At 65.7% G+C, this 15,873-nt stretch carries 13 protein-coding genes; 1 reads left to right on the top strand and 12 read right to left on the bottom strand.

Translation table 11 applies throughout. From position 1 onward, the window contains the following. Window positions 1–38 precede the first annotated feature (38 nt). Window positions 39–2,801: a preprotein translocase subunit SecA gene (secA, locus tag BUB09_RS14385; protein ID WP_072898632.1), complete on the bottom strand. Its 2,763-nt coding sequence runs from the start codon at window positions 2,799–2,801 to the stop codon at window positions 39–41. A gap of 159 nt (window positions 2,802–2,960) precedes the next feature. Further along, on the bottom strand, window positions 2,961–3,896 hold the full coding sequence (locus tag BUB09_RS14380; protein ID WP_072898630.1) for a M23 family metallopeptidase: 936 nt from the start codon (window positions 3,894–3,896) through the stop codon (window positions 2,961–2,963). 16 nt (window positions 3,897–3,912) lie between these two features. On the opposite strand from BUB09_RS14380, the gene BUB09_RS14375 reads away from it, so the two are divergent. Further along, window positions 3,913–4,227: a hypothetical protein gene (locus BUB09_RS14375; protein ID WP_072898628.1), complete on the top strand. Its 315-nt coding sequence runs from the start codon at window positions 3,913–3,915 to the stop codon at window positions 4,225–4,227. 110 nt (window positions 4,228–4,337) lie between these two features. On the opposite strand, the gene lpxC is transcribed toward BUB09_RS14375, so the two are convergent. From lpxC to murD, 10 genes are all read right to left on the bottom strand, one after another. After that, entirely contained in the window at window positions 4,338–5,255 is a 918-nt protein-coding gene (gene lpxC / locus BUB09_RS14370) for a UDP-3-O-acyl-N-acetylglucosamine deacetylase (RefSeq protein WP_072898626.1), read from the bottom strand. Between the two features lie 163 nt (window positions 5,256–5,418). Then, window positions 5,419–6,642: a cell division protein FtsZ gene (ftsZ, locus tag BUB09_RS14365; RefSeq protein ID WP_084083463.1), complete on the bottom strand. Its 1,224-nt coding sequence runs from the start codon at window positions 6,640–6,642 to the stop codon at window positions 5,419–5,421. A 196-nt stretch (window positions 6,643–6,838) separates the two neighbouring features. After that, complete coding sequence (gene ftsA / locus BUB09_RS14360) at window positions 6,839–8,068, bottom strand: cell division protein FtsA (protein WP_072898624.1); 1,230 nt, start codon at window positions 8,066–8,068, stop codon at window positions 6,839–6,841. Between the two features lies 1 nt (window position 8,069). Continuing rightward, the gene (locus tag BUB09_RS14355) at window positions 8,070–8,915 is read right to left on the bottom strand and encodes a cell division protein FtsQ/DivIB (protein ID WP_072898623.1); all 846 of its coding nucleotides are present in this window, start codon (window positions 8,913–8,915) and stop codon (window positions 8,070–8,072) included. Then, window positions 8,896–9,885, bottom strand: coding sequence for a D-alanine--D-alanine ligase (locus BUB09_RS14350; protein ID WP_072898621.1), 990 nt, complete (start codon window positions 9,883–9,885; stop codon window positions 8,896–8,898). The genes BUB09_RS14355 and BUB09_RS14350 overlap by 20 nt, the downstream gene beginning before the upstream one ends. Further along, window positions 9,882–10,784 (bottom strand): UDP-N-acetylmuramate dehydrogenase, encoded by a 903-nt coding sequence (murB, locus tag BUB09_RS14345; protein WP_072898619.1) that lies wholly within the window; start codon window positions 10,782–10,784, stop codon window positions 9,882–9,884. The genes BUB09_RS14350 and murB overlap by 4 nt, the downstream gene beginning before the upstream one ends. Beyond that, complete coding sequence (gene murC, locus BUB09_RS14340; RefSeq protein ID WP_366486485.1) at window positions 10,781–12,247, bottom strand: UDP-N-acetylmuramate--L-alanine ligase; 1,467 nt, start codon at window positions 12,245–12,247, stop codon at window positions 10,781–10,783. Before murC ends, murB begins: the two co-directional genes overlap by 4 nt. Beyond that, window positions 12,241–13,320, bottom strand: a complete 1,080-nt coding sequence (gene murG / locus BUB09_RS14335) for an undecaprenyldiphospho-muramoylpentapeptide beta-N-acetylglucosaminyltransferase (RefSeq protein WP_072898617.1) — start codon at window positions 13,318–13,320, stop codon at window positions 12,241–12,243. The genes murC and murG overlap by 7 nt, the downstream gene beginning before the upstream one ends. Continuing rightward, a complete protein-coding gene (ftsW, locus tag BUB09_RS14330) occupies window positions 13,317–14,534 on the bottom strand; it encodes a putative lipid II flippase FtsW (RefSeq protein WP_072898615.1) in 1,218 nt (405 codons plus the stop codon). The genes murG and ftsW overlap by 4 nt, the downstream gene beginning before the upstream one ends. After that, window positions 14,531–15,871 (bottom strand): UDP-N-acetylmuramoyl-L-alanine--D-glutamate ligase, encoded by a 1,341-nt coding sequence (gene murD / locus BUB09_RS14325; RefSeq protein ID WP_072898614.1) that lies wholly within the window; start codon window positions 15,869–15,871, stop codon window positions 14,531–14,533. Before murD ends, ftsW begins: the two co-directional genes overlap by 4 nt. Window positions 15,872–15,873 lie beyond the last annotated feature (2 nt).

Genomic DNA, 15,873 nt, shown 5'->3' with positions numbered 1-15,873 from the left:
GAGCGGCGCCGGCCTGCGTCAGCAGCAGCGCCGGCTCATCAGGCCAGCGCGCCGTGGCAGTTCTTGAACTTCTTGCCCGATCCGCAGGGGCAAGGGTCGTTGCGGCCGACTTTCTGCTGGTCGCGGATGAACGTCTCGGGGCGCGGCGCCGCCGGTGCGGCGGGCGGCAACGGCCGAGGGGCAGCGGCAGCCGGTGGTGGCGGCGGCGGTGCGACCGGCTCTTCGGCCAGCGCCTCGGGCGCCGCGTCATGCTGGAACTGCAGCGGACGCGCTTCCTGCTGGCGGCGCTGCTCTTCCATCGCGGCCACTTCGGCCTCTGTCTGGATCTGCACGCGCGCCAGCATCGAGATCACTTCGTGCTTGAAGCGCGCCAGCATGTCGTTGAACATCGTGAACGCTTCGCGCTTGTACTCCTGCTTCGGATCCTTCTGCGCATAGCCGCGCAAGTGGATGCCCTGGCGCAGGTAGTCCATCGACGCCAGATGCTCGCGCCAAAAGTTGTCGAGCACCTGCAGCGACACGGCCTTCTCGAAGTGCTCGAGCACGTTGGCGCCGATGCGTTCCTTCTTGTCGGCGTAGGCCTTGGCCAGCTCGTCGGCGATGCGCCGGCGCAGCCCTTTCTCGTCGAGGTCCTTCTCGTTTTCGAGCCAGTCCTTAACCGGCAGCGACAGCGCAAAGTCGCGGCGCAGCGCTTCTTCAAGGCCGGGCACGTTCCACATGTCTTCGATCGACTGCGGCGGGATGTGCGCATCGATGACCGCCTGCACGACGTCGCCACGGATGTCGTCGATCATCGGCGTGACGCGCTCGGCGCTCATCAGCTCGTCGCGCAGTTCGTAGACCGCCTTGCGCTGGTCGTTGGCGACGTTGTCGTATTCGAGCAGGTTTTTGCGGATGTCGAAGTTGTGCGCTTCAACCTTGCGCTGCGCGGTTTCGATCGCGCGCGTCACCCAGCGATGCTCGATCGCCTCGCCCTTTTCCATGCCCATGCTCTTGAGCATGTTGCGCATCCGCTGCGGCGTGAAGATGCGCATCAGCTGGTCGTCGAGCGACAGATAGAAGCGCGTCGCACCCGGATCGCCCTGGCGGCCCGAACGGCCGCGCAGCTGGTTGTCGATGCGCCGTGATTCGTGACGCTCGGAGCCGATCACCAGCAAACCGCCCGACTTGAGCACCTCTTCGTGGCGCTGCTGCCACTCGGCCTTGGCCGCTGCGCGCGCATCGACGTCATCGGCCGGAATCGCATGCAGCGTGGCTTCCAGCGAACCGCCGAGGACGATGTCGGTACCACGGCCGGCCATGTTGGTGGCGATCGTGACCGCGCCTTTGCGACCGGCCTGCGCCACGATGTCAGCTTCGCGCTCGTGCTGCTTGGCGTTGAGCACTTCGTGGACGATGCCTTCCTTCTTCAGCAAACCCGACAACAGCTCGCTGGTTTCGATGCTCGCCGTACCGACCAGCACCGGCTGACCCTTGGCGTGCGCTTCCTTGATGTCGTGGATCACCGCGTCGAACTTTTCTTCGGCGGTCATGAACACCTGGTCGCCGCGATCGACGCGGATCATCGGCCGATTGGTCGGGATCACGACGACTTCGAGGTTGTAGATGTTCTGGAATTCGTAGGCTTCGGTATCGGCCGTGCCGGTCATGCCGGACAGCTTTTCGTAGAGCCGGAAGTAGTTCTGGAACGTGATCGACGCCAGCGTCTGGTTTTCCTGCTGGATCGTCACCCCTTCCTTGGCCTCGATCGCCTGATGCAGGCCGTCGCTCCAACGGCGCCCGGCCATCATGCGCCCGGTGAACTCGTCGATGATGACGACCTGGCCGCCGCGGACGATGTACTCGACGTCGCGCCGATACAGGTTGTGAGCGCGCAACAGCGCGTTCAAGTGATGCATCAGCACGATGTTCGACGCGTCGTACAGACTGTCGTCGTCGCCGAGCAGGCCGGCTGCGCGCATCGCATTCTCGACGCTCTCGTGGCCCTGCTCGGACAGGTGGACTTGCTTGGACTTTTCGTCTGCCCAGAAGTCGCCTTCGCCTTCTTCGTCCTGCTGCCGCTTCAAGCGCGGAATGATCGCGTTGATCTTGCGGTACAGCTCGGGGTCGTCGTCGGTGGGGCCGCTGATGATCAGCGGCGTGCGCGCTTCGTCGATCAGGATCGAGTCGACTTCGTCGATGATCGCGTAATGCTGGCCGCGCTGGACCTTGTCGCCGCGCGAGAACGCCATGTTGTCGCGCAGGTAATCGAAGCCCAGCTCGTTGTTCGTGGCGTAGGTGATGTCGGCCGCGTAGGCCGCCCGCTTTTCGGCAGGACTCTGCCCCGGCACGACGACACCGACGCTCATGCCCAGGAAGCGGAAGATGCGCCCCATCCATTCCGAGTCACGGCGGGCCAGGTAGTCGTTGACGGTGACCACGTGGACGCCCTTGCCGGTCAGCGCGTTCAAGTACGCCGGCAGCGTCGCCATCAGCGTCTTGCCTTCGCCAGTGCGCATTTCGGCGATCTTGCCGTCGTTGAGCACGGCGCCACCGATCAACTGCACGTCGAAGTGGCGCATGCCCATGACGCGCTTGCCGGCTTCGCGCACGGTGGCGAATGCTTCGGCACGGATCGCGTTGAGCGACTCGCCCTTGGCCAGGCGCTCACGCAAGCGGTCGGTCTGCGCCGCCAGCGCCTCGTCACTGAGGGCCGCCATTTTCGGCTCCAGTGCGGCCACCGATTTCACCACCGACTGCAAGCCGCTGATGATGCGTTGATTCCGGCTCCCGAAAACGCGAGCAAGCCAGGTATTCAGCATAGGGTTTCTTGATCCATGTGGCTGCGGACGCGGCAGCGAGAAGGCAGGGGCAGCAAACGGGCGTCAAAACAGCGATCCAGCTGCCCTAGCTCCCTATTATGCACTGGCAATGGGGCCGTTCGTGCGGCCGTTCAAGGGCCGATGCCGGGCGCGCGGGTGTCAGCGCGCTGCTTCGATGTAGCGCGACGGATTGACCACCTGGCCGTTCAGCAGCACTTCGAAATGCACGTGTGGGCCAGTGGACCGGCCGGTGCTCCCGATCTTGGCGATCGGCTGCCCCTTGATCACCCGGTCGCCCACTTTGACCGCGATGCTCGAATTGTGGCCGTAGCGGGTCACGTAACCGTTGCCGTGATTGATCTCGACCAGCTTGCCGTAGCCCTCATGCTCACGATCGCCGGCATCGGTGACGATGCCCGCTGCGACGGCCACGACTTCGGCGCCGACCGGCCCGGCAAAGTCGATGCCCTGATGCATCGCGACGCGACCGTCGAACGGGTCGCTACGTGCGCCGAACACCGACGAGATGTAACCGTTTTCGATCGGCCAGCCGGATGGCCGCACCTGCTTCTGCAGCCGACTGGCGAGCAGCAGATCTTCAAGAACCTGCATTTGGCGCTCGCGCGCTGCGAGACGACGCTCGAACAGGTCGAGGGATTGCATCACCGGGTCGCCAGAAAACGCTTGCGCGGCCAGCGGGATTTCCGGGCCACCCATCGGCGGTGCCGAGCTGAAGTCGAATTCGCCGGCCTCAAGGCCCGCGATTTCGGTGAGCCGCTGCCCGGCCGCATCGAGACGGATGATGTGGGACTGCAGCCGCGCGATGCGGCGCGAAAAAGCCTGGGCGTTTTCCTGAACCGTGGTGCGAGCTTGGGCCAGCTCGGCCTTCTGGGCTTGAACCTCGCGCGACCACGTCTTGACCAGGCTGGCCGGCATCACCGAGCCCTCGTCGCGGCTGGCGTAGCCGGCCAGAAACGACACCGAGCAGACCGCGGCCACGACCAATACGACGGGCAACCATGCGAGGATATTCTCTGGCGCCAGCTTCAGGCGCCAGGTTCGTCCCCGTTTGTAGCTGACCACAATAATATCCATTGAAGCTTCAACCCTCATGCAAGACGACGCCCGGCCCCTGCTGACGCAGTTGCGAGCGCAAGCCAGTCCCTTGCGCGACCTGATTGGTCACGCCGAGCGGATCGCCGCTCTGGATGTCGCTTTAAGGCGGTGGACGTCAGAGCCTTGGTTCCAGTCGATCCGGCTCGCCAACATCCGGGGCGACACGGCGGTGCTGTTCGCCACGAATGCGGCGGCTCTGGTCCCACTGCGATATCGACAGCAAGCGCTTTTGGACTACATGCGCGAACAGCTTCGACTTCCGTGCACGAAGCTGGAGACGAAGGTGCGGCCGAAACTGACTGGCCGCTGAAGCCTTCAGCCCGAATATACGCAGGGGGAACAACGCTAGGCAACCGGGAAAAACCCGGTGCCTTGTGACGATTGCTTCAATAAAGAAGTTTAAATAAGGCTTTTATCGCATCAAGCGTGCGCGAGCGCGCCGCGGACGTAGGCGATCGGCGGCTCGGCGCGGTCGCTGTCGAAGCTGACGAATTCCCAGGCCGACTCGTCGGCGAGCAAGGCGCGAAGCAGCTTGTTGTTCAGCGCATGGCCCGACTTGTATGCGGTATACGCGCCGATCAGGCTGTGGCCGCACAGATACAGATCGCCGACCGCGTCGAGAATCTTGTGACGGACGAACTCGTCCTCGAAGCGCAGGCCTTCCTGATTCATGACGCGGTATTCGTCGAGGGCGACGACGTTGTCCAGGCTCGCGCCCAAGCCGAGGTTGTGCGCGCGAAGCTGGTCAAGTTCGCGCATGAACCCGAACGTGCGCGCTCGCGACACTTCGCGCACATACGACGTCGTCGAAAAATCGACCACCGCGCTCTGCCGGGCCGTCTTGAACACCGGGTGCTTGAACTCGATCGAGAAGCTCAGGCGGAAGCCGTCGAACGGCTCGAAGCGGGCGAACTTGTCGCCGTCCTGAACTTGGACCGGCTGCTTGATCCGGATGAAGCGCTTGGCCGCGTCCTGCTCGTGGATGCCGGCCGACTGGATCAGGTACACGAACGGGCTGGAACTGCCGTCCATGATCGGAATTTCGGGCGACGACAGCTCGATATAGCAGTTGTCGATGCCCATGCCGGCCAGCGCCGACATCAGATGCTCGACCGTGGCGACACGCGTCTCACCTTGAACCAGCGTGCTCGACAGCGTGGTTTCGCGGATCAGGTCGGCTTGGGCGCGGACCTCGACGGGAGGCGACAGATCGATGCGGCGGAATACGATGCCGGTATCGGGAGCGGCCGGCAGCATCGACATAAAGACTTTCTGCCCGGAGTGCAGACCGATGCCGGTGGCGCGCACGGCTTTCTGCAGGGTACGTTGCTTGACCATTCTGTTCATGCTTCCCGACCAGGCGGAGGCACTCGAGCAAAGCGAACGGGCACGACCGCATCAGAAACTGTAGTAGCCGGCAGCTTATCACGCGGCCCCGGCACGCCGTACCGCGGCGTAGGTTGGGCGCCGATGCCGCACGCCCAACCTCACGAGTGCGTCGTCAGTCGGCCTGCTGGCGCAGGAACGTCGGGATGTCGAGCAGGTCTTCGTTGTAGTCCAGCGACTGCAGGTACGACGGCATCGGCTTAGCGGCAGCGGCGGCGCTACCACCGATACCGCCCATCGTCGGCTCGGCGCGGCTGCGCTGCGGCACGCCGGTCAGCGTCGGCACGCTGCTGGTGTCGGGACGCACGAACGGCGCGACCTTCGGCGACGCATGGACCGCCGGCTGCAGCGCGGCGGCCGGACGCATCGTCAAGCCGGTGGCGACGACGGTGACGCGCAGCTCGTCGCCCATCGCCGGGTCGATCGACACGCCGAACTTCATGTCGGCATCGTCACTGCCGATCGTCGAGACGCGCTCGTTGACCAACTGCAGTTCCTTGCGCGTCAGCGAGCCGCCGTGGGTCAGCGTGACCAGGATGCCGCGGGCACCGTTGAGCTCGATGTCGTCGAGCAGCGGGCAGGACAGCGCCGCTTCGACCGCACGCTCGGCACGGCCTTCGCCGCTGGCGGTGCCCAGACCCATCATTGCCATACCGCGATTGCTCATCACGGTCTGCACGTCGGCGAAGTCGACGTTGATTTCACCCGGGTTGGTGATCAGGCCGCTGATGCCCTGGACCGCGTTCATCAGCACTTCGTCGGCCTTCTTGTGGCACTCGGTGACGGTCATGTCTTCCGGCAGCACCAGCTGGAGCTTTTCGTTGGGGATGACGATCAGCGAGTCGACATGCTTCTGCAGCTCTTCGATGCCGCGCCGGGCGACTTCCATCCGCTTGCCGGACTCAAAGCTGTAGGGCTTGGTCACGACGGCGACGGTCAGGATGCCCATTTCCTTGGCGATCTCGGCGATCACCGGAGCGGCGCCGGTGCCGGTGCCGCCGCCCATGCCGGCGGTCAGGAACAGCAGGTCGGTGCCTTCGAGCAGCTCGCGGATCAGGTCCTTGCTTTCGAGTGCAGCGGCACGGCCCTTCTCAGGATTGGAGCCGGCGCCAAGTCCACGCGTCAGGCTGGCGCCGAGCTGGACGATATTGGTCGTCTTGCACTTTTCCAGGTGCTTGCGATCGGTGTTGGCGGCAAACAGCTCGATGCCGTCGATCTTGGCCGCGACCATTTCGTTGACGGAGTTGCAACCACCGCCGCCGACCCCGATGACGCGGATCACGGCATCCATCGGCTGGCCGTCAACAATCTCGTACAGCTCGTTCATTCTTCCTGCCATGGTGAACCTCCATCGCTTTGCAACAATCCAAAAAAACCAATGCAGGTTGTGACGATAAATCGACAAATATGCAGTGTTTGCTGTTATTTAGTCTGCCCAGAAGCAGCACCGAATGCAACACTTAATAACACTTCGCGCGACTTCGCCGGAACCGTCCCAACCTTCCTGTTTTACCTAGAGTTTTCTATTGATCGGGCTAAAAATTGCCCTTAAACCACTGACTTACACGTTCAATCCAGTAACCCGCACCGCCTTCGCTACGTGACTCGCGCGGCGGCTGGAACTGGCGGCCATAGGCCAGCAGGCCGACCGCACTGGCGTAGGCGGGGTTACGGGTCACGTCGCGCACGCCGCTGATGTTCTGCGGCAGGCCCAGACGCACCGGCAGCTCGAACACCTCTTCGGCCAGTTCCTGCACGCCCGGCAGGTAGCAACCGCCGCCAGTGAGCACGACGCCGCCGGCGATCTGGTCGTACCAGTCGCTGCGGTGCAGCTCCTTGCGCAGCAGCCGGAACAGCTCCTCGTAGCGCGGGCGGATCACTTCCGACAGCGTCAGCCGCGACAGCCGCCGCGGCGGGTTCTCGCCGACGCTGGGGACTTCGATCTCCTCGTCGAACGCAATCAGCTGCGGCAGCGCGCAGCCGTACTTGAGCTTGATGTCCTCAGCGGCCTGGGTCGGGGTGCGGAAGGCCACGCTGATGTCGTTGGTGACCTGTTCGCCGGCCACCGGCAACACGGCGGTGTGCCGCACCGAGCCGCCCTTGAACACGGCGATGTCGCTGGTGCCGCCGCCGATGTCGATCATCGCGATGCCCAGCTCGCGCTCGTCCTGCTGCAGCACCGCGTAGGCGCTGGCGAGGTGGTTCAGGCACAGCTTGTCGACGTGCAAGCCGCAGCTCTCAACGCATTTCTGCAGGTTCTGGGCTGCCGACACCGAGCCGGTGACGATGTGGACGCGGGCTTCGAGCCGTACGCCGAACATGCCGACCGGCTCCTGGATGCCTTCCTGTCCGTCGACGACGAATTCCTGCGGCACGACGTGCAGCACTTTCTGGTCGGCTGGAATGGCCATCGCACGGCCGCCTTCGATGACCGACTCGACGTCCTTCTCGCTGACCTCGCGATTGCGTACCGGCACGACGCCGACCGAGTTATGGCTCTTGATGTGCGTGCCGGAGATGCCGACGTAGACCGACTGCGCGCGGCAGCCGGCCATCAGTTCGGCCTCTTCCACGGCGCGGCGGATCGACTGCGTGGTGGCGTCGATGTTGACGACGACACCGCGCTTGAGACCGCGCGACGGGTGCGTACCCAGCCCGACGATCTCGATATGGCCCTCGGGCATCACCTCGCCGACGACGCAGACGATCTTGGACGTGCCGATGTCCAGACCGACGAGCAGATTGCGCGCTTCGCGCTTGACCATCCTAAAGTCCTCCGTTGTCAGTCGCGGAACGTGCCGATGCACGCCCCGGTGACGATGCGGCCGATCCTGCCGCGTCGGTGCGGTTGCGCGCCGCCCAGCCGATCGCAAAACCATTGGTGTAGCGAAGGTCGACGTAGGCGACTTCGCCCAGCCGTTCGCCGAGCGCTGCCGGCAGCGCGCCGCGCAGCACCGGCAGCTTGTCGGCCGCGTTGCCCGGCCCAAGCCGCAGCTCGATGCCGCGACGGGTCTGGGCCGTCCATTCACCACGGGCATCGAGCTGCAAGCCGGCCAGCGCCAGCGGCGAACCCGCCAGCGCGTCGGCCATCTGCCGATAGGTGTCGCTGACCAGCTTCTCGTTGCCGGGCGTGCCGCCCAAGCGCGGCAGCGTGGCCAGCTTCGGGTCCTGCAGGTCATCAGCCTCGGGCGTGAACGACGCCGACTGCGTATCGAGCAGTGCCGCATCGTTCCAGCGTGCAAACGGCTCGCGCTCCCAGACGCGGATCAGCACGCCGGCCGGCCAGACGCGCTCGACGCGGGCACGCTGCACCCAAGGCAGCTCGGCGACATCTTGCCGGATCTGCGCCAGATCAACGCTGAAAAAACCCTGGGCCAGCCGCATCGCCGAAACCCGGCGCACCGACTCGGGCGTGACCCGCTGGAAGCGACCCTCGACCTGCAGCTGGTTGAGCATCGGCTGCTGCCAGCGCAGTGCAGCCACCAGCAGCACCAGCAACAGCAGCCCCAGTCCCACGCGGAACAGGTGCGGCGACAGGCGCAGGCTCAGCGGGGCCGCCAGCGGCATCGCCGGCAGCGCACGCGGCGCGCGATCAAACGTGGTGACCGGCATGGTCGACCTCCGAAGTAGCAGACGAATGAACAAGAACCGTGGTTTCGAGAATCCGCCAGCACAGATCCTCGAAGCTCAAGCCGACGGCGGCGGCCGCCATCGGCACCAGCGAATGGGAGGTCATGCCGGGGACCAGATTGGCTTCGAGCAGCCAGGGGCGGTCGTCGCCGTCGAGCAGAAAATCCACGCGACCCCAACCGCTGGCACCCAGGGCTTCGAACGCGCGCAGGCACAGCGCCTGGATCTCGGCTTCCAGATCGGCCGGCAGGCCGCTGGGGCAGTGGTAACGCGTGTCGTCGGACAGGTACTTGGCGTCGTAGTCGTAGAACTCGCCGGGCGGCACGATGCGGATCGTCGGCAGCGCGCTACCGTCGAGAATCGCGCAGGTGAATTCCTGGCCATAACGACCGCCGCCGATGAACTGCTCGGCCATCACCACCCGACCCCGCTCGCCACGCGCCAGCTGATACGCCGCTGCGAGTTGATCGCGCTGCTTGACCTTGCTGATGCCGACGCTGCTGCCCTCTTCCGACGGCTTGACGATCAGCGGCAAGCCCAGTGCGTCGGCTGCCGCCAAGGCGTCAGCCTCGCTGCGCAGCACGCGCCAACCGGGCGTCGGCAGCCCTTCGACCTGCCAGATCCGCTTGGTGCGCAGCTTGTCCATCGCCAGTGCCGACGCGAGCACGCCGCTGCCGGTCACCGGCACGTCGAGCAGCTCCAGCACCGCCTGCACACGTCCGTCTTCGCCGCCGGTGCCGTGCAGCACGTTGAACGCGCGGTCGAAGCCTTCGGCCTTGAGCTGGAACAGTCGATCCGGCGTCAGGTCGACGGCGTGAGCGTCGACGCCGCGCGCGCACAGCGCGCGATGCACAGCGTCGCCACTCCACAGCGCCACTTGGCGCTCAGCCGACCAGCCGCCCATCAGCACGGCCACTTTTCCAAACGCGCGCGGGTCGTCGACGCGGCTCATGCGGGTACTCCGATGATTTTCACTTCCGGCTGCAACTCGACACCGGTCTGGGCGTGGACGCGGTCACGCACCTGCTCGATCAGCGCTTCGACATCGGCGGCGCGCGCTGCGTCGTCCGTGACGATGAAGTTGGCGTGCATCGTCGAGACTTCGGCACCACCGATGCGCAGCCCCTTCAAGCCGCAAGCCTCGATCAGCCGGGCAGCGTGATCGCCCGGCGGATTGCGGAACGTGCTGCCTGCCGTCGGCTTGCCGACCGGCTGCGTGGCCTTGCGACGCGCCAGCCACTCGCGGGTGACGCGTTCGTGCTCGCCGTGTTCGTCGGCGCCCACGCGGAAGCGCGCGCCTAAAAATCCAATCACGCCCGCCGGCAACTCGACGTGCCGATAGCGCGCGTGAAAATCAGCCGGGTCGCGCCATTGCGCATGGCCGTCGCGGCCGACGACTTCGACCGCCACCACCTGAGCCCAGGTTTCGCCGCCCCAAGCGCCGGCATTCATCGCCAGCGCGCCGCCGACCGTGCCCGGAATGCCGGCCATGAAGCCCAGTCCGGCACGGCGCTGCGTCTGCGCATACTTGGCCAAGCGCGCGCAGTGCACGCCGGCTTCGGCATAGATCTCGTGTTCACCGGCCGCCGCCAGGCCGTCAAGTGCGCCGTGCAGGCCGATCACGGTGCCGCGCACACCACCGTCACGCACCAGCAGATTGCTGCCCAAGCCGACCCAGGTCAGCGGCTCACGCGCCGGCAAGCCGGCGATGAAGGCCAGCAGATCGTCGCGGTCGGCCGGCTCGAAGTAACGATCGGCCGGGCCACCGACACGCCAGCTGGTGTGCGCAGCCATTGGCTCGTCGTACTTGAGCAAGCCGCGCACGGTGCTGCGGCGATGCGCGGCGCTCATGACGCGGCTCCAAAGGCCTTGAGCAAGGTCGCCGGCAGGCCGCCGATGTCGCCAGCGCCCAGGCCCAGTAGCAAGTCACCGTCCTGCAGCATGCTCGACAGCGCCTCGGGCAGCTCTGCCACGGTCTTGACGAACACCGGCTCGACCTTGCCGCGCGAGCGGATGCAGCGCGCCAAGCTGCGGCTGTCGGCATTGGCGATCGGCTCTTCGCCTGCGGCGTAGACCTCGGTCAGCAGCAGCGCATCGGCGTCGGACAAGATCCGGCAGAAGTCGTCAAACAAATCGCGCGTACGCGTGTAGCGATGCGGCTGGAAGGCGACCACAAGCCGCTTGTCCGGATGCGCGGCGCGCATCGCCTGGAACGTCGCAGCGATCTCGCGCGGATGATGGCCGTAATCGTCGACCAGCCAGGCGCGCCCGCCGCGCGGCAATGCGATCGCGCCATGCGGCTCGCAGCGCCGGCCGATGCCCTGGAATTCCAGAAATGCCTTGCGGATCGAGTCGACATCGACGCCCAGTTCGAGGCCGATCGCGACCGCTGCCAGTGCGTTCTGCACGTTGTGCAAGCCCGGCAGGTTCAGATGCAGCTCGGCCCGGATGTCGACGCCGGATGCGTCCTGCGTCACCAGCGTGAAGTCGCTGCCGCTGCCGACCGGACGGACGTTCTCGGCGCGCACGTCGGCGTCGGCATGCAGGCCATAGGTGCGCGCCGGCCGGCCGATATCGGCAATCAACTCGCGGATCACCGGATCATCGACGCACAGCACCGTCAGTCCGTAGAACGGCAGCCGGTGCAGGAACTCGATGAACGTCGCCTTCAAGCGGTTGAAGTCGCCGCCGTAGGTTTCCAGATGATCGGCGTCGATGTTGGTGACGGCCGCGATCACCGGCGACAGATGCAGGAACGACGCGTCGCTCTCGTCGGCTTCGGCGACCAGGTAGTGCCCGGCGCCGAGCCGCGCATTGGTGCCTGCACTCTTGACCTTGCCACCGATCACGAACGTCGGGTCGAGCCCGCCTTCGGCGAGCACCGCGGCGACCAAGCTGGTCGTCGTCGTCTTGCCATGCGTGCCGGCGATCGCGATGCCGTAGCGGAAGCGCATCAGCTCGGCCAGCATCTCGGCACGGCGCACCACCGGAATCCGGTGCGCGTGCGCGTACTCGATTTCGGGATTGCCGGCCTTGACCGCCGTCGAGCACACGACGACGTCGGCACCGACCGTATTGGCCGCATCGTGGCCGAGAAAAATCTGCGCACCGAGATCGGCGAGACGCTGCGTGGCCGCGCTGTGCTTGAGGTCGGTACCCGACACCGTGTAGCCGAGATTGATCAGCACTTCGGCGATACCGGCCATGCCGCTGCCGCCGATGCCGAGCATGTGCACGCGGCGTACGCGGCGCATCCGCGCCGGCGTTGCGGGATGCGATTCGGCGGTTGCGTTACCGACGATGCCGTTCACCATGATTGCCCTCCGGCGGTCAGCACTTCGGCTGCGATTTCGCGCGTCGCGCGCGGCCAGGCCTTGGTCCGTGCGATCTGCGCCATCCGCAGCAACTTGGCGCGATCGGCCAGCAAGTCGCGCAATAGCGCCGCGAGCCGCTCGGGGTCCAGATCACGTTCCTGCATCAACACGGCCGCGCCGTCGTCGGCCAGATGCCGCGCGTTCGCGGTCTGGTGGTCGTCGACGGCGAATGGGAACGGCACCAACACCGATGCGCAGCCTGCGGCGCACAGTTCGGCAATCGTCGAGGCGCCGGCACGGCACACGACCAGATCGGCCCAGCCGTAGGCCGACGGCATGTCGTCGATGAAACTTTCGATGCGCGCCATCACGCCAGCATTGGCGTAGGCAGCGCGAGCCAGATCGTAAGTGCGACCAGCCTGATGGCGGATCAGCGGACGCGCGGTTTCGGGCAGCAGCGCCAGCGCGGCCGGCACCAGTTCGTTGAGCGCGCGCGCGCCTTGGCTGCCGCCGAGAATCAGCAAGCGCACCGGGTCGCGACTATCGGCGGCGCGGGCTGCCGCACGCTCGGCCGGTGCCGGCAATTCCGCGATCGCCGAACGCACCGGATTGCCCACGGTCGTCGCATGGCGGAAGGTCTTTGGAAACGCTTCAAGCACCTTGCTCGCCAGCAAGGACAACGCGCGGTTGGTCAAACCCGGCGCCGCGTTCTGCTCGTGCACGACCAACGGAATCCGCATCAGCCGCGCGGCCAATCCGCCAGGGCCTGCGGCGAATCCGCCCATGCCGAGCACCACATGCGGACGGCGACGCTGCAAGATGCCGCGCGCCTCGCGTACCGAGCGCCACAGCAGCAGCGGCGCGCTCAGCAGTGCGCGCAGTCCCTTGCCGCGCAGACCGCGAACCGGAATCGTGTCGATCTCAAAGCCATGCGGCACCACAGTGCGCTGCTCGAACGAATCCGGCGCACCGATCCACGTCACGTCGTGACCGCGCGCGCGCAGTTCGTCGGCCACCGCCAATGCAGGAAACACATGCCCACCGGTGCCACCCGCCATGACGACAATCCTCATGCCCGGCCTCCGCTGCGCAGCATCGATGGCGAGGTCACCGGGAAATCGCGCGAGCGCGTTGCGCCGCCGCTGGCATTCAGACGGTTCTCGTAGTCGACGCGCAGGATCAGCGCCAGCATCACCAGTACGCAGACCAGCGATGCACCGCCATAGCTGATCAACGGCAGCGTCAGCCCCTTGGTTGGCAGCGCACCCATGTTGACCGCCATGTTGATCAGCGCCTGCAAGCCCAGCCAGGTCGACAGGCCATAGCAGACGTAGGCCTTGAAGCGTTCGTTGGCACGCTCGGCGGCGCCACCAATGACGAAGCCGCGCCAGACCACCAGCGCAAACAGCGACAACAAGATCAGCACGCCGAGCAGGCCGAATTCTTCGGCGAGGATCGCGAAGATGAAGTCGGTGTGCATTTCGGGCAGATACAGCAGCTTCTGGATGCTGTTGCCCAAGCCGACGCCGGTCCACTCGCCGCGACCGACGGCGATCAACGAGTTGGCCAACTGCCAGCCGCTGCGATTGATGTCGGCGAAGGGGTCGGTGAAGCTCATCATGCGGCGTACGCGATACGCCTCGGCGAAGGCGATGATCGTCAGCAGACCGCCGCCGGTCACCATCAGCACCAGCAGATGCCAGAGCTTGGCGCCGCCGAGAAACAGCATTACGAACGCCACCGTCAGCAGGATCACCGTGGCGCCGAAATCGGGCTCGAGAATCAGCAGTGCACCCGCAATCAGCAGCGGCAGGAACGGCAGCAACAAGCCGCGCCACTGGTTTTGCAGGCGCGCCTGACGGCGCACGATGTAGCTGGCCAGGTAGACGATCAGCGCCAGACGCGCCAGTTCAGACGGCTGGATGCGGATCACCTTGATGTCGATCCAGCGACGTGCGGCGTTGACCTTGATACCGATCCCCGGGATCAGCACCAGAATCAGCAGCAGCAGCGCAACGAACATGATCGTCGCGCTCTTGCGCTCCCAGACATGCATCGGCACCAGATAGGCGCCGAACGCCATCACGCCGCCGATGCCGACGAAGATCAGCTGGCGCCAGAAGTAATAGAACGGCGCGCCGGTCATCTTCTCGGCCTGCGCCACCGATGCCGACGCCACCATGACCAGGCCCCAGCACAGCAGCAGCGCGATGCCAGCGCACATCGGCCCGTCGAGCCCGACACGCGCGCGTGGCAGCGACTGCGATGTCAATGCGGCGAGGTTCATGCCGTCAGGCCCCCGACGTATTGAGCAAAGCGCTGACCGCGCTCCACATAACTGCGGAACTGGTCGAGGCTGGCGCAAGCCGGCGACAACAGCACGCGGTCACCGGCCATTGCCAGGCGATGCGCCAGCGTGACCGCTGCGTGCAGATCGCCGACGCGATGCACCGGTAGCGCCCCGGTCAGCGCACGTTCGATCGCATCGGCGTCGGCACCGAACACGATCGCCGCGCGGCCTTTGTCGGCCAGCAGCGGCGCCAGTGGCGCAAAGTCTTGTCCCTTGCCTTGCCCGCCACCGATCCAGACGATCGGACCGTCCAGGCCCTGCAGCGCAGCCAGCGTCGCGCCGACATTGGTGCCCTTGGAATCATCCAAGTAGCTCACGCCGGCGATTTCGGCGACCAGCGCACAGCGATGCGGCAGACCGCGGAACTCGATCAAAGCCTGCAAGCTGCCACTGCGCGCGATACCGGCCGCGTCGGCCAGTGCCAGCGCCGCCAGTGCGTTGACCGCGTTATGCAAGCCCTGAATCTTCAATTCACTCACCGGCATCACAGCGACGCCGCGATGAACCAGTTGCTGCTCGGCGTTGATGCCGTAGTCGCCCGACGAATCGACGCCGAAGCTGATCGCATGGCGCGGCGCATGGCGCATCACCAGCGGGTCATTGCGATTGACCACTGCATGTTGGCAATGCGCAAAGATGCGTGCCTTGACCGCGGCGTAGTGATCCATCGTGCCGTGGCGGTCCAAGTGGTCTTGCGACAGATTCAGATTGGCTGCCGCGACCAAGGCCAAGTTGTAGGTCGTTTCCAGCTGGAAGCTCGACAGCTCCAGCACGTAAAGCTCGGCATCGTCGGTCAGCAGGTCGAGTGCCGGCGTGCCCAGATTGCCACCGACGCGCACACGCAGTCCGCCGGCGCTGGCCATGTGGCCGACCAAGGTCGTCACCGTGCTCTTGCCGTTGGAGCCGGTGATGCCAATCACCGGTGCGTTGGCGGCGCGCGCAAACAACTCGATGTCACCGATCACCGGCACGCCGGCAGCGGTCAATGCACGTACCAGCGGCTCGTCCAGCGATACGCCCGGCGATACGATCGCCTCGGCGAACTGCTCCAAGGGCGGCAGTGCATCAAAGCTGCCAAGACGGAATTCCACGTTTGGATACGCACTGCGCAGCGCATCGATGCCGGCGGGCGCCAAGCGCGAGTCACAGACCACCAGATGCGCGCCGGCCGCGGCCAAATAGCGCAGCGCCGACGTACCGGATGCGCCGAGGCCGACGATCAGCAATCGCTGGTCGCGGTAGCGCTCGGCAATGGCGGATAGAGTCGAGGACATGC

The organism is Hydrocarboniphaga daqingensis, assembly GCF_900129825.1.
In the GTDB taxonomy this organism is placed as follows: Bacteria; Pseudomonadota; Gammaproteobacteria; order Nevskiales; family Nevskiaceae; genus Hydrocarboniphaga; species Hydrocarboniphaga daqingensis.
Note: the sequence above shows the minus strand (reverse complement) of the source record. Positions and strands in the feature narration are given on the sequence as shown.